Genomic DNA, 20436 nt, shown 5'->3' on the forward strand with positions numbered 1-20436 from the left:
TGCAATGGAGACTCCGATCACGTGATGGGAAAGTCGAAGTACACATTGGGATGAGTTTCGTGCTTCAGTGTGTAGTGCCACCACTCGCAGTCGTACCGATCAAACCCGCAGTCCTCCATGATGGAACGAAGATGCTCGCGGTTCTGGTTCTCGATGGGCGTTATTCCTCGGGCTCGATGACGTGAGATCGGGTCCATCAGGTCGTGGCTGCCGCCCATAGGAGCAAGTTCACCGGTGGCATGGTGATAGAGCGTCAGGTCGATGGCGCTGCCCCTGCTGTGGCCCGACTGGGCAGCCACATACCCGTTCTCGAGCATTTGGGGTCGGTCGATGTTCGGGTAGTGTCGCAGTTTGGTCCGGCCATCCTCTGGTTGTTCTGACCAGCGTAGGAAGCAGTCGACGGCGCGTTGGGGGCGATACCCGTCCCAGAGAAGCAGCCCGAAGCCGAGGGAGGCTGCCTTCTCGCGTGCCTGCTCAAGGGCCGCGCACAAAGCCCGAGTGCCGACGATGCGATTCGCGAAGTAGCCGTCTACGGGTTTGCCGGTGAAGTTGTCCCAAGTGGCGTACTTGGCATCCCAGCGGACGCCTGGCACCCAGTCGTCGACGTACACGAAGTCGTCGTTCATCGCTTCTTCCCGTGCAGTGCCCTCGCAACGAGCCGGTCGATCACGTCGGAGAGCGGCAACCCTGCGGCGGCCATCATCCGCGGGTACCGGCTGTAGGACGTCATGCCGGGCATGGTGTTGACCTCGTTGAGGACCACCCGGCCGTCGGCGGTGAGGAACATGTCGACGCGGGCAAGTCCCTTGCAGCCCAGGGTGCGGTAGATGGTCTTGGCGGTCTCTTGGACGAGCCGTCGCGATTCGTCGGAGATGTCGGCGGGAACGACGAAGGCCGAGTTGTCCGATCCGGTCTCGGGTGAGTCCTCCTGGTGGATCCTGAAGAATCCGTGCGAGAGATCGACGCGGTCCACCTCGCCCGTGATCAGGCCGAACAGTTCCCCGAGGACCGCGCAGCCGATCTCGCTGCCCGCCACGGCCTCCTCAATCAGGACCTTCGAGTCGTACTGTCGCGCCGCGCTCAGCGCGCTCGGCAACTCGTCTTCTCGGGTGACTTTGCTGACGCCGAACGAGGAGCCCGATCGCGCCGGCTTCACGAAGACGGGATAGGGAAGACGGTCGGGGTCGACTTTCTCGTTCTCTGTGACAACCCAGAAGTTCGGCGTGGCGATTCCCGCGCTCTTGGCGACGGTGTAGGCCAGGGACTTGTCCATGCATACGGCGGAACTCTGGATGTCGCAGCCGACGTAGGGGATGCCGGAGAGCTCCAACAGGCCCTGGATCGCGCCGTCTTCGCCGAGCTTGCCGTGAAGCATCGGGAAGACGAGGTCGAGGCGCATCGTTTCATAGCCCTCCTGCTCCAGGACCAGCAGGCCGTGCACGCTTCGGTCGGGTGACAGCGTGACCGGCCGGGCGCTGCGATTCTCCCAATCCGTGTCGGGGCCGTCGCAGAGCTTCCAGTCGCCGCCGGTCGTGATGCCGATCCAGAACGGCTCGTACTTCTCGGTGTCGAGGTTCCTCGCGACCTCTTGCGCCGACTTGATGGAGACGGGATGTTCTTCGGAAGCGCCTCCGAAGATGACTCCGACCTTCAATCTGCTCATGCTTTCCCACTCTCGAAGCTCAGGCAGTTGATGAGACTGTTCTCGACGATGTCTATCAAGGCATGGTCCGTGTCATAGGCGGAGTGCGGACTGATCAGCACATTCGGCAGGCGCTGTAGCCGCACCAGGGCCTCATTCTCGATATGCCTGTTTCGGCAGTCGGCGTAGAAGATTCCTTCCTCGCCTTCGAGGACATCCAGCGCCGCGCCGCCCAACCTGCCGCTCTCCAGTACGGACAGGAGGGCCTCGGTATCGAGCAGCGGTCCGCGACCTGTGTTGACGATGTACGCACCGGGCTTCATCCGCTCGATGCGATGGCGATCGAGAAGATGGTGTGTATCCGCGGTGAGCGGGGTGTGGAGCGTGACGATGTCGCTCTGCTCGATCAGTTCGTCCAGCGCTACGTGGTCGGCGGAGGCGCGAGACCGCCTGTCGTGGGACAGCACGCGGCAGCCGAAGCCTCGCAGCCGGTCGATGACCGCTGTGCCGATGCGCCCCGTTCCGACCACGCCGACAGTCAGATCACGCAGTTCCCTGCCACGGGTCTCACCCAGTCGGTAATCATGTGAGTCGGCGCGACGGATAGTGGATTTCGCCTGGCGCACCGCCATCAGTATCAACATCAGCGTGTAGTCGGCCACGCTGTCGGGTGAGTAAGCGACATTACCCACGGAGATGCCGACGCGTTCGGCGTATTTCAGGTCGATGTGGTTGTAGCCGATGCTTCTGGTGGAGATATATTCCACACCGGCTTTTCTGAGCGTCAGCAGCGTGGAGTTGGTGATCTGAGTTTTATGGCTCACGCTGATGCATCGGTTGCCCCGTGCCAGTTCAGCGTTGGTTTCACAGAGGGCTGCCTCGGTGATGGTCGGCGACACTCCGAGGCGTGCCCCCAGCTCCTGGAACAAGGCGGCTTCGTCTTGCCCGCACCCGAAGACCGTGAGCACCGTGGTTGGAACGGCTGAGGGGGACAGGTCGGCTATCGTTCGGTCGCGGCGGCCTGCGATCAGTTCGCTGTAGATCAAACCCAGTTCGCTGTGGACCATGCCTCAAGTCAAGACAGCGCGGTGTTGCCAGGACGTATGAGGTTCTCGATATGCGGACGATATGCCGTCCAAGCAATGGCGGTCGGAAGCGCGCCTGCGCGCGGACGGACCAACAACAGGTTGTCAGCGCTCGCGCGGTACGTTGAAAGGCGTGCGTTGCCGAGTTACGTGAGCGCAGCGGCGATCTCGTCGAGGCGCGCCGCGCGAGAGGCTTTGACGAGCACCACGTCGCCGGCGGCGAGGTGGCCGCGCAGCCAATCGGCGGCCGCCTTGTCGTCGTTCAGCGACACGGCTCGCTCGCCCGCACCGTCGGCGATTGACTGCGCGGCATCGCCGACCGCGATCACTGCGTCTGCGCGGGGGGCGGCGTGCTCTCCGATTGCGCGGCGTTCGGCCTTGCTGTCGTCGCCGAGTTCGAGCATCTCGCCGAGGACGGCGATGCGGCGTCCGCTCTCGATCGCTGCCAGTGTGTCCAGGCCGGCGAGTTCGTGTGCTTGAAGGCCGGCGGGGCGCAGGCAGGCTCGCTGTGCTGGCGGGTTGGCGGTGGGGGGCGGGGGAGGCGCCGTCCGGTGGAAAGTGGCCGGCGCAGGAGGCGGAAGCATGGGTGAAGGGGACAGCAGGCATGCCGACCCTGTGCAGTGGCACCCGGGACCGACCGGATCTGACCCTCCACGCGAGGAGGGGGCCCGGATTCCCGGCCGGAGTGCCGGGGCTGGTGTGCGCGGTTCACTCACGTGGTGGGCGTGGCGGTGTTCGGGTGTTAGCCTCGTTCGTCGCCGAAGCGGATGCGTCGCCAGGCCTGTTCCCAGGCCGCGAGGTACTCCTCGTCGGCTCCGCATCCTTCGACGGAGGCGCGGAGCACCACCAGCCTGAGTAGGGCGCCGCGTCGGATCGCCATCCGAACGCCCGCTCCGCGGTGGACAGCGCATTGCCCGCTCGCATTGCGATGGCCGGGCGGATGCTGTGGTCAGCGGTGATCTGGGGCGGTCATGATGCCTCCGAAGTTCGCGGTTGAACTGGCGGCACCAGGTATCGGTGCTGGCGTGGGCAACGGGCCGCCGAGCCGACATCGAGCTGACAGGGGAACGAAGCGGGGCATTGCGGGCAGGGGAGAAACCGGGGTGTTCTCGCGTTTGCCCTGGTCAAGATGGGTGGGTCGCGTGGGAATCGAACCCACAACCTACGGATTAATAGTCCGACAACGCCATATCAGCGTGGTGCTCTGGGTGCCATTCTGTGTCAGCCTGTCCGCATCGAGCCCAATTTTCATGCCGACCAATGCCGTCGCGTGCCGATCCGTTTCGGAACCGCCGAGCCGACAACGAGCCGACATGGATCGTTGACGATCTTGTGGTCCGCCTCGTCGGTGGACTTGCTTGCTGACCCACACGGATGGGTTCTCGGCCGGTGCAAGCCGGCGACCTGGTCACGGACCATGAGCATGCCGATTGACCTGCGCGAATGTGATCCTCCGCAAGCGTAGCCTTCACCGTCGATGGTGGATGCCCTGTGGACGGCGCGGGCATCGGCCGGGCCCGTCAGCGGCGCTCGGCGTGCCGCCAGAGGCCGGTCGGTGTGGAAGGAGGAGGCAGCGGTAGTTGCCCTGGGGGATTGGCCTGCGGTGCGTGCGGCGGGCCAGTTCATCGCCGGGGTGGCGCCGATGACCGCTCCGGCGGCGTGGTCGGCCGGCGGAATGGGCTGGGCGCTGGACGACGTTTCTGCGGGAGCACCGGTCCGGGCGCAGCGGTTCGCCGAGGTCGTAGGAGTGGATCTCGCCGGCGGTGCCGTCGTGCATGGAGAACCGGGTAGCCGGGCGCGCGGGTTCCGAGCCCGTCGGCGGCCGCACGCTGCTGCTGGTCGGGGGATTCGAGGGGTTGTGCACGGTCGGATCGTCGGGAGACTTTCTGGTGGGCAGAGCCTCGTCGAGAACACAGCGGCCGCGCGAGACGTTGGTGACATGACACAACCGGCCCGACTTGCTTAACTATGGACGATCTTGTCGTTACTGTCGTACCCCAGAGTCGGCGAAGCGGTCACCGGAGGTAGCGATGAGGTCCGGACGGTGGATGCTCGTCGGCTGGCTGATCATAGGAGGGCTCGCCGCGGGACAGCGCCACTACTACACCCAATTTGACGGCAGCTGCGCCAGAATCGCCACGATCGGAATCACCTTGGCCTCCGGTCCGCTCAACTACATCGGTCTCAACCCCACCGCCAACTGCAAGGTTCCCCAGCCGAGCAAATGACATGTCGGGCTCTACGACCGCGTCATCGTGAGGCCTTCTGACGACCGGCGCTCCTCACGCCGGCGTTGGAAGCCGCTCCGTGAGAAGCTCAACGGTCACCCCGTCCTGGGCCTGCGGCGGGCGGGGGCAGGCCGAGGGCCTTGCCGCGGCGCGTTCTGCCCGTGGTCGCGTAGGGGACCGACCGACAGGCCGCGGTCGCGTATCCCCTCCAAGAGCGGCGGCAGCGCGTCGAGCGTGTTCCTCCATGAGCCGGGTGCCGATGTGCAGTCGGAGTCGTGGAGGAGCACGGTTCCTGCACCGCCGAGGTCGCGCGTGAGGGTCGCGAGGATGGAGGCGGGGGTCGCCGCACGCGTCCAGTCCCGGCCCCAGTTCGTCCAGAGCACCGGCGTGAGGCCCAGGCGGCGGGCCGCCCGCAAGGCCGAGGAGCTCAGCACACCGTAGGGGGGCCGGTACCATCGCGGCACCGTCCCGGTGACCTGGACGATCGACTCCATCGCCCGGGCCAGGTCGTCGTACGTCGCGGCGGGCGCACGCAGCAGCATGCAGCGGTGCTCCCATCCGTGGACGGCGATCTCGTGTCCGGACTCGGCGAGTTCCCGGCCCAGGTCCGGGGCGGCCTTGAGCATTCGGCCGAGCAGGAAGAAGGTGGCCTTCACCTCGTACTCCCGCAAGGCGGCCAGGAACGCCGGCGTCGAGCGCGGGTCCGGACCGTCGTCGAACGTGAGCGCCACATGGCCGGGCTCGCCGATGCCGGCCAGCCCGGGGAACAGCTGCCGGCGCAGCGGCCCGATCGACGTGATAGCCGGCGCGGCATGCGCGGTGGCGAGGACACCTGCCGCCGTCACGGCGAGACGCGTGGCGCTCATCGGGACGCCTCCACCATCTCGGAAAGCTCCATGGGCGCGGGCCGGCCGGTGGCCGCGGAGTCTCGTCCGGTCGCCAGGGCGGCGACGATCGCCGCCGGGTCGGCGGCTCCGGTGGACCCCATGGCGCGGGGTGCCGTCAGCGCCGCGAACAACGCCTCGGGCAGCTCGTCGGGTCTGCGTGCCCACGGTGCCCACCCGGCCTCCTCCAAAGCGGCGGCGTTGGTCCTGCCGTGTCCCGGAAGGCAGCGGTAGCTGATGACGGGCAGGCCGGACGCCAGCGCCTCGAGGGAGCTGAGGCCGCCGGCGTTCTGAACCACGAGGTCACAGGCGCGCATCAACGCCGGCATGTCCTCGACCCAGCCGAGCGTGACGCCGACGCCGGAGCGGGCGAGCGCCTCCCGCAGCGCGGTATTGCGCCCGCACACGACGACCGGCGTGACCAGCCGGGACGCGGCCACGTCCCGTACGGTGGCCGCCACGTCCCCGGATCCCCACGCCCCCGCGACCACCAGGGCCAGGCGGTCGTCGTCCGGCAGGCCGAAGTGCAGCCGTGCCAGCTGCCGTTCGAGGACGGACGAGGCGGGCCGAAACCCGGGTCGTACGGCGGGCGCGCACACCCGGACGTCGGCCGCGCCGAGCCGCAGCGCCTGCGCCGCCGCCGTCGGGTGCAGCGCCAGGTGGGCGTCGGCCCTTTCGGCGATCCACAGGGGGTGCACGGACATGTCGGTGAGGTAGGTGACGACCGGGACTCGGAGCGCGCCGCGCCGCCGCAGCTGGCCCAACGCCTGGCTTGCGAGGGGGTAGGTCGACACGACGATGTCGGAGCCCGCCGCCGTACGGGCGAGGCGACGGGCGGCCAGCCCGCTCAGGGCACGTACCGCCGCCGCGAGTTTCCGGCGCCGGTCCAGCGCGGTGAACAACCGCTCCCAGCTCTCCGGGGCGGCCCGTAGTTGCAGCGCGTACGTCTGCCGCAGGAGGCGGCCGAGCGAGGCTGGGAGGAGGTCGAGAAAGTCGTGGCGGTCGACGGTGAATCCGGCTTCGCCGAGCCGGCGGGCCAGCTCGCTCGCTGCGCCGTCGTGCCCGGCGCCGACGCTCGCCGACACGATCGTGACGTGCCGTCTCGTGCCGGGGTGGATCAAGGAGGGGTTCACGACCTGGTGCCTTCTATCTCGACGCGATGGAACTCGGCCGTCGCCGGCCGGACGGGGGATCAGGGAAGGGATCGCTCGCCGCCGCGCGTTCCGCGTCGGCGGCGACCGTCACGACCGGCGGCCGCGCCGGATGCGCAGGCGTCCGCACGAGGTGCCGCGGTGCTCGACGCCGACGGTGGTGAACCGCCCGTACGCGATGGCCAGCCAGCAGAACCCGCCGACCGCGATCACTTCGGCGCGCTGCTTCCGGCAGGCCAATCGGCCGCCGGTGAACAGCACCACCGGGAGGGTCGAATCGGCCGGCAGCCGGCCCCAGGCGATGGCGCACGGGCGTCCGCAGGAGACGCCGCGCCGGGCGCCCCGCAGCATCTCCGGCGCCACCGATGACCGCACGACGACGTCGACCAGTGTCTCTGCCTCGTACATCTCCAGCGCGGGCCGCTCCGTAGCGGCCTGGCCGAGCCGAATCGCCCACGGGGTGCCGGTCAGGCACTGCTCGACGGACGCCGCGCTGGTGGCCATGGGGTGATCTCCTTCCGTGCCCGCCTCATCGGGCACGGGATCAGCGTCGTCGTTCCGGGAGCGAAGAACAGTAACGCTGCCATCCGACTTCGGGTGGCACTAGGTTCACCATTGGCCATCCCGCCTGCTCCAGGAACGCCGCCTGCCCCTATCGCGGTCGCATCGCCAAGGCCATCCACACTCTGCAACTCCGCGAGACCATGTCACGCTGGAAGAAGCTCAGTGTTGTCGGCCGGATCGCTGGGGGCGCGCTCTGATCGACTGCCGCCTTGCGGTCGGCCATACCGCACGCGCAGATGACCACGAGCAGCGCGGCTGCGCAGCCGTAGAGGCGGAACGAGGGCGCGGCATCGAGTGATCAAGATCGAGTCCGACGGGTCGAGCGACGGTGCATCACTCGGCAAAGAGAGTGCATCAACTGGTGATGCACGTTCGCGGTCTGAAGCGGCCGAGCTTCAACCCGGAGTGTCTCGGACGCTGGTAAGGAACTTGCGCTTCGTCCATGGATGGCCAGGACTGGTCATGCCCGAGCCGCCCGCCGACCTGTGGACGTCCGCAGGGCCACGCTGTCGAGTCGAACCGCCTTGGTCAGCAGTGAAAGCCTGCACCCGTACGTGTCCGAGTTGGGCGATCAGGTGGTAGCGGATCAGTCCTCGATATGCCTGGAGCGTCGATGGCGCCCGCCCCCTGCTTGGCCAACTGCATCACTTCGGTCAAGCGGGACCAGCTGGCCCAGCACGACCGGATCGAGGAACTGCGTGCGTACGCGGCGACCGAGTCCATTGGCGACGCCGCGTAATGTCTCGCAGAGTTGCTGGAGGAACGCGGTGATGTGAAGAAGGCGATCGCGGGGGACCGGCAGCCAGGTGATACGCCGGTCCGGGATTACCGCGGGGCGGGTGCATCTCGCAGAGCTATCGATGCGGCACGAGCGGGGCGAGGAGGCGACGGAGGTGTCGCGCTCGCTCACGGACGCGCCGACGGCGCAGAGGACTGGCTCGTCGGCACGCTGTGCACCTGCTAGCCGACCGAGGCCATCCCGAGGACGGTCTGGCCTACCTCGACACCCTCAAAGAGCGCCGCGGCAAAGAGGTATGGGAGTTCTTTCGGATGCGGCTGCCGTTGATGGTCGCGTGCGGCCGTCCTGAAGAGGCGATCGAGCTGTCGATGGCACATCCCGAGGGGGGCACCTGGTACACGGCCTGGGCCATCGCCGAGCTGCTGGCCGACGCCGGCTGAACGGAGGAGGCCGTCGCTCTCCTCGAACGGCAAGAGCCCGTTGACAGCGGCAGTCTGGCCTGGCACCGCATCGACCTCGGCCGCGTCAAGGACGCCGCGGCGATCCTCCGACGGCCTATAGGCCCCGGGTTCGTTGCTGGCCTTGTGCGTCGGCCCGGTTGTCCGGTGGTTGTGGGCACCGTCATCACGTGACACCTTGCGGGCCAAGCGGTCTGCGGTGAGGTTGCGGGGTGGCTGGAGCGCACGAGCGGCATGTGTCGTTAGTAGGCATGCCTTCGGATGGAGTCCGCAGGTGGTTGCTGCGGTCGGGTGCGGATGCCGGTCCTGTGGGTGGGATGGCTGGAGTTGAGGGGGGCTGGGAAGCGTGGGGACGAGGGTCGGTCGGGGGCGCTGGAGGCCCGGATCGAGCCGCCGAGCCAACATGGAGCTAACAGGGGAACAAAGCGGGGCATTGCGGGCAGTGGGCAAAGTGGGACGTTTTCGCGTTTGTCCTGGTCATAGGTGGTGGGTCGCGTGGGACTCGAACCCACAACCTACGGATTAAAAGTCCGGAGCTCTGCCAATTGAGCTAGCGACCCTCGCCGGGTCCTGTTCGGGGTCCTGGGGCCGGTGGATCTCCGGGACCGCGGGTGAGGACGTCGGCGGAGCCCGTCGGGGGCTCGGAACGAGTCTAGAGGGCGGTCCCGGCCCGACGCATCTCGGTAAGCGGCTAGCGGACGGACTGGGGGTAGACCTCTGTCCGTTCCACTGCGGTGGCGGCGGGGACGCCTCTGGCGCGGATCTTCTGGAAGGACCAGCCGGGCGGGTACTTGGCCTGGGGGTCGCTGTCGATGCGCTTGGTGGCGCCGAGGATGCGGCCGGACCTGTCGCGGAGGATCGCGATGGCCCACGGGTTGTCGAGGGTGGTGCGGTGGCCGGAGTCGGCGCGGAAGGTGAGGTCGAGGTCCAGGCGGCGTTCCCGGTGGACCTCGGCGCGAGGGCCCTTCGGGCCGGAGACCAGGTAGAACTGATCGTCGTCGTACTTGCGGAGCCGGCCCTTGACCTGGCTGGCGGTGACGGGTGCGAGGGGCGGGACCGCGCTGGTCGTCGGCCACCACTCGGGGCGGCTCAGCTCGATCTTCATGGTGCGGGCGCCGGGGCGCTTGACGTAGGCGGTGTCGCCCAGGCCGAAGCGCTTGCCCGGCTCGATGTCGGCGTCGAGCTGCTCGGTGAGCACGGGCTTTCCGGCGCGATCGAGGATCGTGACGGTCACCATGAGCCTGGCGGTCATCCGGTGGCTGGTGTTCTCCAGGATGACGCCCCAGGAGACGAGGTGCTCGCGGGCGGCGTCTTCCAGGGCGGTGAAGCCGTGCTCGACGGTCCTGGCGCGGCCGTCGTCACCGGAGTCGTCCTTCGCGGTGGTGATCTGGCGGACGCGGGGCGGGGGCGGGGCCGGGAGGGGCGCGTCCATCTGGCTGGGCCAGGCGAGGACGCCGATCAGCACCGCGCACACCAGGGCCGCCGCGAGGGACGCGCGGTTGCCCAGGGGGCCGGTCAGGAGTCGCCGCTCAGTCAAGATCTACCTCCGCCCTTTGGACGTGACAGCAGCAGCGGGAGTTGGCGGTGTGACCGGAAGCGGTCAGGGGCGATCTTGGCGGGGCGGGCGCTCATCCGACCTGAACGGAGGTGGGTATGAGTGGCGAGTACGCCTACCGGCGCCGGTGGTCATCGGTGGCGGTGGTCTTCCTGGCCGGGACGCTGGTTCTGGTGGCGGGCGGCCTGGTGCCGGGGACGGACCGGAGCCCGGACTCGGTGAAGCTGGTCCGCAGCTACCTGACGGCCGTCAAAGAGCGGAAGGTCGGTGAGGCGCTGCGCATCGCGAAGAAGCGGCCCTCTGGGAAGGAGGCGTCGTTCCTGAAGGCCGCGGCGATGAGCGGCGACTGGGAGATCCTCGGCCTTGAGGAGACGTCCGCTTACGAGGGCGCCGAATCCGTCACAGTGACGGCCGTGCTCGGTTCGGGAAAGGTGCGGGGGCGCACCGAGATCGAGGTGGTTAAGGAGAACGGCGGGCTCCGCATCAAGGAACCGTTCGCCGAGGTCGAGTTCGGGTCGACGGCGCTCTGGTACGTGGAGATCGGCGGCGTGCGGGTCCCGGACGATCGCCTGGACGGGAAGTACCTGCTGTTCCCGGGGGCCTACCGCTACTACCAGGGCCGGCCGGACCTGTTCACGGTCGCGCAGGAGTCCGATCTCCTCCTCCCGGGAGAGATCGCGGCAGCCGACACGTCGGAGATCGAGTTGACCTCGCGCGGCGAGAGGGCGGTGTCGCAGGCGGTGAACGCCTATGTGGACGGGTGTGTCGGGAAGAACGAGGTGGAAGTGCCCGACTGCACGTTCGGCGTCGGGGAGAACATCAGGCGGCCGGGCGGCTACATCCTCGGCATCGAGGACATCACCTGGAAGGTGAAGGAGTATCCGGTCGTGGCCGTCGGGACCACCGGTCTGTCGATCACCGACCGCAGGCGCGGGACGGTCGAGCTGCGCGCCACCGGGGCCAGGGAGGACGGGCCCCGGAAGCGGATCACCGTCTCGTGCGAGATCGTCACCAGCAGGCTGGAGGCGGGGATCCGGCCGGACGGGACGATCTCCGTCGCCCCCCAGGGCTCCAGGAGGGGCCAGGCCTCCCCCTACTCCTGGGAGACGTGCGACGGCTGACCGGTCCTCCGGAGCCGGACCGGCAGGTGCTTCAGGCCGTTCTGGAAGTTGGACGCCAGGCGGTCGGGGGGCCCGGCGAGCTCGATCTCCAGCGGCAGCAGCTCGCGGAACACGGCGCGCATCTGGGTGCGGGCCAGGTGCGCGCCGAGGCAGACGTGCGGCCCGAATCCGAAGCTCACATGGTCGTTCGGGGAGCGGGTGACGTCGAAGCGGTCGGGGTCGGTGAACACGGTCTCGTCGCGGTTGGCCGACGCGTGGTAGACCACGACCTTGTCGCCGGCCCCGATCCTCTGGCCGCCGAGTTCGAGGTCGCGGGTGGCGGTGCGGCGGAAGTCCATCACCGGGGGCCAGAACCGGAGCATCTCCTCGACCGCCGGCGCGAGCAGTGCGGGGTCGGCGCGGAGGCGGGCGAGCTGGCCGGGGTGGTCCAGGAGGCTCAGCAGCCCGCCCGGGATGCCGTTGCGCAGCGTCTCGTTCCCCGCGACGGCGAGGAGGAAGAACATGTTCTCGAACTCGTCGCGGCTGAGGCCGCCCACGAGCATCCGCGACATCACGTCCTCGCCCGGCTCGCGGCTCTTCGCCTCGGCGAGCGCGTGCGCGTAGGTGAACATGTCGAGCAGCGCCGGGTACGAGCGCGGGTTCATCGGCCGTCCGTCCGGATGGCGCAGCGTGGCGGGGCGGCGGGCCGCGGCCTCGCGCGCCATCGGGCTCATCGAGGCGGTGTCGGCGGTGGACAGCCTGGCGTACTCGGCGTCCTGGTAGCCGATGACGCGGGACGCCCAGTCGTACAGCAGCCGCCGGTCGGCGGCCGGCACGCCCATGATGTGCGCGAGCGTCCAGACCGGCAGGTCGGCGGCCACCTCCACGAAGTCGGCCTCGCCGGCGTCCAGGGCGGACGCGACCAGGCCGCGGGCCCGGTCGTCGATGGCCGCCTCCAGCGCGCGGACGGCGCGGGGGGTGAACGCGGCGGCGACGATGCGGCGCAGCCGGGAGTGGCCCGGCGGGTCCTGGTTGAGCATCATCGCCTGGACGAACTCCAGGTCCTCGGGCGTGTCGGGGTCGCGGATCTGCGTCGCGCCGAGGTGGGAGGAGAACAGTTCCGGCGAGCGCAGCACGTGCCGGACGTCGGCGTGCCGGAACACCGCCCAGTAGCCGGTGCCGGCGGGCCACGGCCCGACGGCGGGCTCGGGCACCCACGCCACCGGGGTCTCGGCGCGCAGCCGCCGGAACGTCGCGTACGGCACGTCGGCGGCATAGGTGCCGGGCAGGAAGATCTCCTCAAGCATGGCTCCAGCGTGCATCATGGCGGGGTGACGGTGAAGCCCGCGGACGGCGAGAAGATCCTGCGCGACAACGTCGCGCCCTGGGTGCTGGAGCTCGGCCTGACGGTCGAGGAGGTGGGGGACGGGGGCGCGACCCTGCGGCTGCCGTGGTCGGACCGGCTGGCCCGCGAGGGCGGCGGCCTGTCCGGGCAGGCGCTGATGGCGGCGGCCGACACCGCGACGGTGGTCGCGGTGGCGGCGGCCAAGGGCGGGTTCGTGCCGATGACGACGGTGCAGCTCAGCACCTCGTTCCAACGCCCGGTCGTCGGCGTGGACGTGCTGGTCGCGGTGCGGATCACCAAGCTCGGCCGGACGTTGGCGTTCGCGGACGTCACGATGACCGCCGACGGGCGGTCCGAGCCGGCCGCCCGCGCCACCGCCGTCTACGCGCTCATGGGATGACGATGCCGACCCGAACCGAGACCGTGACCGTCGACGACGGCGGGTTCGCGCTGCATGTCCGGACGCCCGCGTCCGGAACCGGCCCCGGCCTGCTGCTGATCCAGGAGATCTTCGGGGTCGGCGAGTACCTGCGGGAGGTCGCCGCCGACCTGGCCGCGCTCGGGTACGTGGTGGCGGCGCCCGACATGTTCTGGCGCATCCGGCCGGGCTGGGCCGTCGAGGCCACCGAGGAGACGGTGCGGCAGTCGATGCGGATCTCGTCGCGCTTCGACGAGGCGAAGGGCGTCGACGACCTGGTGGCGTCCCTCGCGCGCCTGCGCGATCTGCCCGAGGTCTCCGGCGGCACCGGCGCGCTGGGCTTCTGCTTCGGCGGCACGTTGGCCTACCTCCTCGCCGCCCGGACGAGGCTGGACGCGGCGGTGTCGTTCTACGGCTCGGGCGTGCCGGGCCGACTGGACCTGCTCGACCGGATCAGCGGCCCGGTCCAGTTCCACTTCGGCGGCTCCGACCCGTTCATCGAGCGCGGGCAGGTCGCCGAGGTCGAGCGCGCGGTGGACGGACGGCCCGGCTTCGAGATCCACGTCCAGGAGGACGGCGGGCACGCCTTCCACAACCGCACGGCCCCGATGTTCTACCAGCCTGGACCGGCCGAGCGGGCCTGGGCGCTGACCGAGACCTACCTCGCCGAGAAGCTGCCCACGTCCGGACGTTAGGGCGCGCCGTCCGGGCCGCTGAGGGCGTAGGTGACGCCGGTGCCGTAGCCGGCGTGGAAGGCGGCCTGGAACGCGGGCTCGCCGAGGGCGCCGCGGCCCGCGACCGCGCGCACGAGCGGCGCAGTTGGGCCAGCTCCGGCCCCTGTCCGACCAGGCTCGTCAGTTCCGCGGGCAGGTTTCCCCACCGCCGTTCACCGATCGTCATGATCGTCACCGTCCGGCTCGACCCCGCCATCCGTCGTGACCGCAGCTTGCCCGATCTCTCCGCGACGCGTCACCAATAGTGAGAAAGTGACTACTCACACGAAGTACATCCCAGGGAAATCCTCGTCATGGAGGCGGTCGGGTGCTCTCACGCCGAGGCCGGCCCCACGCCTGGTCACTGATGGTGGTCACGGTCGAGGCGGCCATCGCGCTGGCCGACGCCGCCTCCGCCGCGGCCTCCCCGGTCGGACTGCTGCTGGTCGGGCCGCTGCTGGCCGCCGTGCGGCTGACCGCACGCGCTACCACCGTGATCGCCACCGTGGCGATCACGCTCGCGGTCGCGCTCCCCGGGCTGCGCGGCACCTGGCCGCTGCTCGACCTCGATCACGCCGCGCAGGTGCTGGGCGTGGCGATCGGCGGGGTGTGGTCGGCGCTGATCGCCCGCTCCCGCTCCCGCGCCGCCGGGTCCCTGGCCCGGATGACCCACATCGCCGAGCTCGCCCAGCGCGCCATCGTCCACCCGCTGCCGTCCCGGCTCGGCGACACCCGCCTGGCGATGCGCAGCCGGTCGGCGTCCGACCACGCGCTGGTCGGGGGCGACCTGCACGACGCCGTCGTCACGTCCGCTGGGGCCCGGCTGGTCCTCGGCGACGTTAAGGGGCACGGGCTTGACGCGGTGCAGCTCGCTGCGGCGGTGCTGTCGGCGTTCCGGCAGACCGCGGCCGCCGAGCCCGACCTGGTCCGCCTCGCGCACGCCATCGACGGCCGCATCAAGCCCGAGCTCGGCCCGGAGGACTTCGTCACCCTGCTGCTGGCCGACTTCGTCCCCGGCGAGGTGCGCCTGGTCAACTGCGGGCACCCTCCGCCCGTGCGGGTGGGACGGGTGCTGGAGCTGATGGAGTCGCCCGAGCCGTCCCCGCCGCTGGGGCTGTCGCCCGACCCGCGGCTGCACCGGGTGCGGCTGCGGCGCAACCAGCGGCTGCTGCTCTACACCGACGGCCTCACCGACGCCCGCGACGCCGACGGCACGTCCTTCCCCCTGTGCCGCGAACAGGTCAGGGCCGCTCTGGCCGCTCCGGACCTGGAGGAGGGGCTCGAGCAGCTCCTCGACCTGCTCTACCAGCATGCCGGCGACCCGACGGGCGACGACCTGACCCTGATCCTGCTGCAACCGGACCTCACCACCCTGCCCGCAGCGGTGCCCGACACCCCGGTGACCAGAAGCAGCCAGCAGGCCCGGCCGCCGGTGCGCTGACGCCGCTGGAGCGGACGCCGCTAAGGCGGACATGGTCACGCGGCGATGCGGCTTAGGGGCCCGAGAGCGGACTGCACCAGGCGGGCAGCGGTTCGCAGTCGCGCGTCCACCGGGACGGGAGGCCGGCGGTGGCGCCGACGATGCCGCCCACGATCGCGCAGGTCGTGTCGATGTCGCCCCCTGCGGCGGCGGTCGTCCAGAAGGCCCTCTCGTAGTCGCCGAGGTTGCGCGCCGCCGCCCACATCGTGAACGGCACCGTGTCATGCGCGGCGACCTGCCGCCCATTGCCAAGCACCGCGGCGGCCGTGGAGGGATCGCCGATCGTCAGTAGACGGCGTGCCTCGGCGATGCCGTCGCGCACCTTCCCCACAGGGACGTGCCCTAGCACCTCATCCAGGAACGGCCCCGGGGCAGGGGACGAAGCTGTGGATGAAGCGGCGGCGATGGCGGCGGCGACGGCCACGGCGACCGTGCCCGCTATCGCCTCCGGATGCGGGTGCGTCACCTCGGCTGACAGCGCGGCCTGCCGGGCGGCCTCGGCAGGGTCGTCCGCGTACCAGGCGCCGAGTGGGGCGACGCGCATCGCGGCACCGTTCCCCCAGGAGCCTTGACCGTCGAACGACTCGCGCGCGAGCGTCCGCCAGTCGCCGCCCTCCCGGACGAGCCGAAGCAGCCGGCCCGTCCCAGGCCCGTAGCCGCGATCGAAGTCGTGCCGCTCGGCGAAGCTCGTCGCCAGGGCCTCCTGGTCGACCGTCCCATAGCGGGTCAGCACGAGGAACACCGAGGCGGCCATCTCGGTGTCATCGGTCCACTGCCACGGCCCTGGCGGCAGTGTCCGGGCGTCGAAGGCGGAGCGGTTGGCGGGGACGAAGAACTGGGAGCCGAGCGCGTCCCCGAGCGCCAGGCCGAGCAGTGAGGCGTGCGCGCGTTCAGCGCGTTCGGAGGAGGTCATCGCCCGCCACTGTCGCACGGAGGCGCGGCAGTTCACGACGGGACGAGATCCCGAGCTTCGGATACGCCTTGTAGAGGTGGTACTCCACCGTCCGGGGACTGAGGAACAGGTGTGCGGCGATCTCCCGGCTGCTGCTTCCCTCGGAGGCCAGCCGGACCACCTGGCGCTCCTGCGGCGTGAGCCGGTCGAGCATGCTGGACGCGGTCGCCTCGGCGGCGGTGCCGGTCCCGCCCGTCGCGCGCAGCTCCGCACGGGCCCGTTCGGCCCACGGCGCCGCGCGCAACCGCTCGAAGACCTCCACTGCCGAACGCAGCGGGACGCGCGCGTCCGAACGGCGGCGGGCGCGGCGGAGCCACTCGCCGTACAGCAGTTCGGTACGGGCCCGCTCGAACGGACGCATCGCCTGCTCGTGCTGCCGTACAGCCGCCGCGTACGGTTCCTCTTCGTCGCTGAGCAGCGCCTCGCAGCGCAGCACCACAGCGAGCGCCCACGGCTGCCGACCCGCCTGCGTCCACTTCCGGAGCCGCTCCAGTACAGGACGGGCCTCTTCAGGGTGCCCCGCGCGTACGGCTGCCTCTACATGGTCGGCGGACGACAGCATGGCGCTCGCGGTGTACCACTGGGGCCGCTGCCCGGCCTCATCGAACCGGCGCAACGCCTCGTCGTAGCGGCCGTGCCCAAGGTCGAGCAGTCCCCGCGCGCTCGCCGCGTCCCATCGCCATGACGGCCCCTCGGCGCCGCTCACGCGCGCGCCCGTGCTCGTGCCGCCGCTGGCCGCTCCGGCCGCGCATGCTGTGCCCGTCGCGGCCGTCAGTTCCTGAAGCCGGTTCTCGTCGCCCTCGATCGCGGCGATACGCGCTAGGACGGTGCCGAGCTGCCCCTGGCGCCACGCGAAGCCGGTGTCGCACGCCAGCGCGATCGCCTCGGCCGCTGCGGCCTCCGCGTCCTGGTGCAGCCCGACGGCGATCTGCGCCTGAGCCTGCGCCTGTAGGACGTCCGGGAGTGCCGCGACCAGTCCCTGTGCGCGGCAGCGCACGGCCTCGGCGGAGGCCAGCTCCAGTGCCGCCTCGTCGTCGCCTAGGACGAGCCCTACCCGCGCGGCGAGAATCCGGTCGCCAGCCGGCCAGATGCCACTGGACGCTTCTCCGCCCGACCATGCGCCGTCGGACAGCGCCGACGAGCTGCGCAGTGCCTTGCGCGCCTTGGCGACCTGCCCGGCCAGGAGGGGGAGGCCGTGCGCGTAGTCGCCCACGACCAGGTGGGCCATGCCCTGGACCGTCTCATCGTCCCGTTCCGACGCGCGCAGCAGTTCGGCGGCCCGGAGGACGGCGGGCGCCTCACCGGCCGTCCACGCGTACGCCGCGGCCGTGCGGAGCAGGCCGGGGGCATCGGCGGACGCGGCCCCCGCGGCGTGCTCGACCAGCGTGCGCGCCGCGGCCCGCGGATCGCCCCGCTCGAACTCGACGGCGGCGCGGACCAGGCCGAGCCGCGCGTGCTCGGCCGGATCCGTGGTGAGCTCCGCCGCCCGGACGGCCAGCTCGTCCGCCTCGGCGGGCTGGCCGGCCTGGAGCGTCGCCCTGGCCGCCGCGGCCAGCCGTTCGGTGCGGGCGTGCCGACCCGGGGTCAGCTCGGCGGCCTGGCGGAACAGCGCCGCTGCGACGCCGTGCCCGGTGCGGTCCTGCGCCCGCTCGGCCGCCCGCTGGAGCTCGGCCGCGACGTCCTCGTCCGCGCTCAGCGCGGACGACGCCCGGTGCCGGGCCCGGCAGTCGGGGTCCTCGGCCGCCGCCGCCAGCGCCTCGTGCACCGCGATCCGCCGCGCGGCGACCGCACCCTGGTAGGACGCGGCCCGGATCAGCGGATGGCGGAACGCGGCCGTCGTGCCGGTCACGGCGACCAGCCGGGCCCGCTCGGCCTCCTCCAGATCCGCGAGGCCGACCCCGAACGCGCGCGCGGCGCCGAGCAGGCTCGGCATGTGCCCGCGTCCCTCCGCGGCGAGGATCAGCAGCATCAGCCGGGTGCTCTCGGGCAGCGCGCCGATCCGGCTCTGGAAGCCCGCCACCACTCGGTCGGGGACCGGGAGCGGCGTCGAGCCGTCCGGCGTTCCCGGGCGTCCGGCCCCGAACTCCAGCAGCGCGAGGGGGTTGCCCGCCGCCTCCCGGACGATCCGGTCGCGCATCGGCTGCGGCAGGTCCAGCCCGGCCAGCACCCATCGGGCCTGGCAGTCCTCCAGCCGGTTCAGCTGCGCCTCGGGGAGCCCGGTCGCGGTGAGGGCCGCGTCGCGGGTGGCGAACACCATCACCACGCCCTCCGCGGCGAGCCGCCGGGCGGCGAACAGGAGCGCCTCGGCCGTCGCGGTGTCGAGCCACTGAGCGTCGTCCACCAGGCACAGCACGGCCGCGTCGTCGGCGAGGTCGGCCAGCAGGGTCAGCAGCGCCAGCCCGGTCGTGAACCGGTCCTGCACGACGTCCGCCGCGTCGCCCTCGGCGGGACCGGGCAGCCGGAGCGCCGCGCGCAGAGCGGCGGCCTGCGGAGCGGGGAGCGCGTCGATGCGGTCTCGTACCGGCCACAGCAGCTGGTTCAGCCCGGCGAACGCCATGGACGCCTCCGCCTCGACGCCCGCGAGCCGCAGCACCCGCGTCGCCGCGCCGTCGCCCACCGCCTCGGCCGACTCGGCGAACCAGCCGAGCAGCGCGGACTTGCCGATGCCGGCCTCCCCGCGCAGCAGAAGGACGCTGCTGCGGCGTCGGTCGCGCGCGTCCTTGAGCATGCCGGTGAGGTGAGCCTGTTCCTGTTCACGCCCGTAGAGCACGGTTCAAAACTACGGGGCGAACTACCGAAACTTTACGGATTCGCCCCGTACCCGCCTGCTCGTAGCTTCATGACCAGCGAAAACGTCCATAGGAGGAAGTCATGAAGGAACTGTTCGAGCCGGTACTCGTCGGCAAGCTGGACCTGCCGAGCCGCCTGGTCATGGCCCCGATGACCCGGAGCCGGGCGACCGCGGACGGCCGGGTGGACGAGCTGGTGGCCGAGTACTACGCGCAGCGCGCCGGCGCCGGGCTGATCATCACCGAGGGCACCCAGCCGAGCGTGATCGGCCAGGGCTACGTGTCGACGCCCGGGCTGCACTCCGGTGAGCAGACCGAGGCGTGGCGGAAGGTGACCGACGCGGTGCACGAGCGCGACGGCCGGATCTTCGTGCAGATCATGCATGCGGGACGGATCGGGCATCCCGTGCTCTACCCGGACGGAGCACTGCCCGTGGGGCCGTCGCCGCTCGCGTCCGGTGGGCAGCTCTACACGCCCGAAGGGATGCTCGACCACCCCGTCCCCCGCGAGCTGACCCTGGACGACATCGCGCAGACTGTGGAGGACTTCACGGAGTCCGCGCGCAAGGCGGTCGCGGCCGGTTTCGACGGTGTCGAGGTGCACGGGGCCAACGGCTACCTGATCCAGCAGTTCCTCGCCGACGGCAGCAACCGGCGGACCGACGAGTACGGCGGCACGATCGCGAACCGGATCCGGTTCGCGGTGGAGGTCGCGCGCGCCGTCAGCGAGGCGATCGGACCGGAACGCGTCGGATTCCGCGTGTCGCCGGGCGCCACCATCAACGGCATCAGCGAGAGCGACACCGCCGATCTCTACCCGGCGCTGGTGCGCGAACTCGCTCCGCTCGGGCTCGCGTACCTGCACGTGATGGAACTGGGGGACCGGGACCTGACCCGCGTGCTGAGGGCGCAGTGGCCCGGAACGCTGATCCTCAACCCGCACCCCACGCCCGAGTCGTTCCCGGCCAAGCCGGAGTACGGGGTGGACGCGCTGCGCGAGGGAGTGGCGGACGCCATCGCGTTCGCGGAGCTGTGGCTGGCCAACCCCGACCTTCCCGCGCGCATCAAGGCCGGCGGTCCGTACAACGAGGCCGACCGTGCCGGCTTCTACGGCGGCGACCACCGCGGCTACACCGACTACCCGTCCCTTGAGGACTGAGCATCCGCAGACGCCTTGGAGACGACGAACCCCCGCGACGCGAGGTAGTACAAGGAGACCGCGCGGAACGACGAAGGCCCCGTACCGCTCACCCGGCACGGGGCCTCGCCTTACCTGACGCATGCTCCCGGGAGCGATCCCGGGCCGTGCTCGTCCTGAGCCGGCGCGTCGAAC

The 20436-nt window shown here is 70.7% G+C and carries 19 protein-coding genes and 1 tRNA gene; 7 read left to right on the forward strand and 13 right to left on the reverse strand.

Annotation, left to right across the window (positions count from 1 at the left end; all coding sequences use genetic code 11):
• Positions 1-17 precede the first annotated feature (17 nt).
• The 5 genes from vanX to OHA34_RS26495 form a co-directional block, all read right to left on the reverse strand.
• Positions 18-626 carry a D-Ala-D-Ala dipeptidase VanX gene (gene vanX / locus OHA34_RS26475; RefSeq protein WP_285938885.1) on the reverse strand — a complete coding sequence of 203 codons (609 nt, stop codon included), beginning with the start codon at positions 624-626 and terminating at the stop codon, positions 18-20.
• The gene (gene vanO / locus OHA34_RS26480; protein WP_329519237.1) at positions 623-1663 is read right to left on the reverse strand and encodes a D-alanine--(R)-lactate ligase VanO; all 1041 of its coding nucleotides are present in this window, start codon (positions 1661-1663) and stop codon (positions 623-625) included. Before vanO ends, vanX begins: the two co-directional genes overlap by 4 nt.
• A complete protein-coding gene (locus OHA34_RS26485) occupies positions 1660-2709 on the reverse strand; it encodes a D-isomer specific 2-hydroxyacid dehydrogenase family protein (RefSeq protein WP_329519238.1) in 1050 nt (349 codons plus the stop codon). The genes vanO and OHA34_RS26485 overlap by 4 nt, the downstream gene beginning before the upstream one ends.
• A 164-nt stretch (positions 2710-2873) precedes the next feature.
• Positions 2874-3311 (reverse strand): glutamate ligase domain-containing protein, encoded by a 438-nt coding sequence (locus OHA34_RS38580; protein WP_285938882.1) that lies wholly within the window; start codon positions 3309-3311, stop codon positions 2874-2876.
• Between the two features lie 158 nt (positions 3312-3469).
• Positions 3470-3607, reverse strand: coding sequence for a hypothetical protein (locus OHA34_RS26495; protein ID WP_285938881.1), 138 nt, complete (start codon positions 3605-3607; stop codon positions 3470-3472).
• Positions 3608-4775: 1168 nt separating this feature from the next.
• Here OHA34_RS26495 and OHA34_RS26500 point away from each other — a divergent pair.
• Positions 4776-4955, forward strand: a complete 180-nt coding sequence (locus OHA34_RS26500) for a hypothetical protein (protein ID WP_285938880.1) — start codon at positions 4776-4778, stop codon at positions 4953-4955.
• A gap of 95 nt (positions 4956-5050) precedes the next feature.
• On the opposite strand, the gene OHA34_RS26505 is transcribed toward OHA34_RS26500, so the two are convergent.
• From OHA34_RS26505 to OHA34_RS26515, 3 genes are all read right to left on the reverse strand, one after another.
• A complete protein-coding gene (locus tag OHA34_RS26505; protein ID WP_329519240.1) occupies positions 5051-5821 on the reverse strand; it encodes a polysaccharide deacetylase family protein in 771 nt (256 codons plus the stop codon).
• Positions 5818-6972, reverse strand: coding sequence for an MGDG synthase family glycosyltransferase (locus OHA34_RS26510; protein WP_329519241.1), 1155 nt, complete (start codon positions 6970-6972; stop codon positions 5818-5820). Before OHA34_RS26510 ends, OHA34_RS26505 begins: the two co-directional genes overlap by 4 nt.
• Before the next feature lie 108 nt (positions 6973-7080).
• Positions 7081-7494: a hypothetical protein gene (locus tag OHA34_RS26515; RefSeq protein ID WP_329519242.1), complete on the reverse strand. Its 414-nt coding sequence runs from the start codon at positions 7492-7494 to the stop codon at positions 7081-7083.
• 1011 nt (positions 7495-8505) lie between these two features.
• On the opposite strand from OHA34_RS26515, the gene OHA34_RS26520 reads away from it, so the two are divergent.
• Positions 8506-8733, forward strand: coding sequence for a hypothetical protein (locus tag OHA34_RS26520; protein WP_285938876.1), 228 nt, complete (start codon positions 8506-8508; stop codon positions 8731-8733).
• A 502-nt stretch (positions 8734-9235) separates the two neighbouring features.
• Here OHA34_RS26520 and OHA34_RS26525 read toward each other — a convergent pair.
• Positions 9236-9311, reverse strand: a tRNA-Lys gene (locus OHA34_RS26525).
• A 131-nt stretch (positions 9312-9442) separates the two neighbouring features.
• Positions 9443-10288 (reverse strand): hypothetical protein, encoded by an 846-nt coding sequence (locus tag OHA34_RS26530; RefSeq protein WP_329519243.1) that lies wholly within the window; start codon positions 10286-10288, stop codon positions 9443-9445.
• A 116-nt stretch (positions 10289-10404) separates the two neighbouring features.
• Here OHA34_RS26530 and OHA34_RS26535 point away from each other — a divergent pair, with 116 nt between their 5' ends.
• Positions 10405-11427 carry a hypothetical protein gene (locus OHA34_RS26535; RefSeq protein ID WP_329519244.1) on the forward strand — a complete coding sequence of 341 codons (1023 nt, stop codon included), beginning with the start codon at positions 10405-10407 and terminating at the stop codon, positions 11425-11427.
• Here OHA34_RS26535 and OHA34_RS26540 read toward each other — a convergent pair.
• Complete coding sequence (locus tag OHA34_RS26540; protein WP_329519245.1) at positions 11400-12713, reverse strand: cytochrome P450; 1314 nt, start codon at positions 12711-12713, stop codon at positions 11400-11402. The two genes, OHA34_RS26535 and OHA34_RS26540, sit on opposite strands and share 28 nt — an antisense overlap.
• Positions 12714-12737: 24 nt before the next feature.
• Here OHA34_RS26540 and OHA34_RS26545 point away from each other — a divergent pair, with 24 nt between their 5' ends.
• The 3 genes from OHA34_RS26545 (at position 12738) to OHA34_RS26555 (ending at position 15323) form a co-directional block, all read left to right on the forward strand.
• On the forward strand, positions 12738-13151 hold the full coding sequence (locus OHA34_RS26545) for a PaaI family thioesterase (RefSeq protein ID WP_329519246.1): 414 nt from the start codon (positions 12738-12740) through the stop codon (positions 13149-13151).
• 2 nt (positions 13152-13153) lie between these two features.
• On the forward strand, positions 13154-13864 hold the full coding sequence (locus tag OHA34_RS26550) for a dienelactone hydrolase family protein (protein WP_329519247.1): 711 nt from the start codon (positions 13154-13156) through the stop codon (positions 13862-13864).
• Between the two features lie 346 nt (positions 13865-14210).
• Positions 14211-15323: a PP2C family protein-serine/threonine phosphatase gene (locus OHA34_RS26555; RefSeq protein WP_285938870.1), complete on the forward strand. Its 1113-nt coding sequence runs from the start codon at positions 14211-14213 to the stop codon at positions 15321-15323.
• 52 nt (positions 15324-15375) lie between these two features.
• On the opposite strand, the gene OHA34_RS26560 is transcribed toward OHA34_RS26555, so the two are convergent.
• Together OHA34_RS26560 and OHA34_RS26565 are read right to left on the reverse strand one after the other, a co-directional pair.
• Positions 15376-16275 carry an ADP-ribosylglycohydrolase family protein gene (locus tag OHA34_RS26560; protein ID WP_329519248.1) on the reverse strand — a complete coding sequence of 300 codons (900 nt, stop codon included), beginning with the start codon at positions 16273-16275 and terminating at the stop codon, positions 15376-15378.
• On the reverse strand, positions 16253-19084 hold the full coding sequence (locus tag OHA34_RS26565; RefSeq protein WP_329519249.1) for a helix-turn-helix transcriptional regulator: 2832 nt from the start codon (positions 19082-19084) through the stop codon (positions 16253-16255). The genes OHA34_RS26560 and OHA34_RS26565 overlap by 23 nt, the downstream gene beginning before the upstream one ends.
• A gap of 101 nt (positions 19085-19185) precedes the next feature.
• Here OHA34_RS26565 and OHA34_RS26570 point away from each other — a divergent pair, with 101 nt between their 5' ends.
• Positions 19186-20262: an alkene reductase gene (locus tag OHA34_RS26570; protein WP_329519250.1), complete on the forward strand. Its 1077-nt coding sequence runs from the start codon at positions 19186-19188 to the stop codon at positions 20260-20262.
• The last annotated feature ends 174 nt before the right edge of the window (positions 20263-20436 follow it).

Source organism: Spirillospora sp. NBC_01491, assembly GCF_036227065.1.
Lineage (GTDB): Bacteria > Actinomycetota > Actinomycetes > Streptosporangiales > Streptosporangiaceae > Spirillospora > Spirillospora xylanilytica.

Bases quoted from the DNA above. Each gene is read 5' to 3' on its own strand.
- OHA34_RS26495 (WP_285938881.1), bottom strand. From the start codon at position 3,607: ATGGCGATCCGACGCGGCGCCCTACTCAGGCTGGTGGTGCTCCGCGCC.
- OHA34_RS38580 (WP_285938882.1), bottom strand. From the start codon at position 3,311: ATGCTTCCGCCTCCTGCGCCGGCCACTTTCCACCGGACGGCGCCTCCC.
- OHA34_RS26560 (WP_329519248.1), bottom strand. From the start codon at position 16,275: ATGACCTCCTCCGAACGCGCTGAACGCGCGCACGCCTCACTGCTCGGC.
- OHA34_RS26515 (WP_329519242.1), bottom strand. From the start codon at position 7,494: ATGGCCACCAGCGCGGCGTCCGTCGAGCAGTGCCTGACCGGCACCCCG.
- OHA34_RS26550 (WP_329519247.1), top strand. From the start codon at position 13,154: ATGCCGACCCGAACCGAGACCGTGACCGTCGACGACGGCGGGTTCGCG.
- OHA34_RS26500 (WP_285938880.1), top strand. From the start codon at position 4,776: ATGCTCGTCGGCTGGCTGATCATAGGAGGGCTCGCCGCGGGACAGCGC.
- OHA34_RS26570 (WP_329519250.1), top strand. From the start codon at position 19,186: ATGAAGGAACTGTTCGAGCCGGTACTCGTCGGCAAGCTGGACCTGCCG.
- OHA34_RS26535 (WP_329519244.1), top strand. From the start codon at position 10,405: ATGAGTGGCGAGTACGCCTACCGGCGCCGGTGGTCATCGGTGGCGGTG.
- vanX (WP_285938885.1), bottom strand. From the start codon at position 626: ATGAACGACGACTTCGTGTACGTCGACGACTGGGTGCCAGGCGTCCGC.
- OHA34_RS26485 (WP_329519238.1), bottom strand. From the start codon at position 2,709: ATGGTCCACAGCGAACTGGGTTTGATCTACAGCGAACTGATCGCAGGC.
- vanO (WP_329519237.1), bottom strand. From the start codon at position 1,663: ATGAGCAGATTGAAGGTCGGAGTCATCTTCGGAGGCGCTTCCGAAGAA.
- OHA34_RS26505 (WP_329519240.1), bottom strand. From the start codon at position 5,821: ATGAGCGCCACGCGTCTCGCCGTGACGGCGGCAGGTGTCCTCGCCACC.
- OHA34_RS26540 (WP_329519245.1), bottom strand. From the start codon at position 12,713: ATGCTTGAGGAGATCTTCCTGCCCGGCACCTATGCCGCCGACGTGCCG.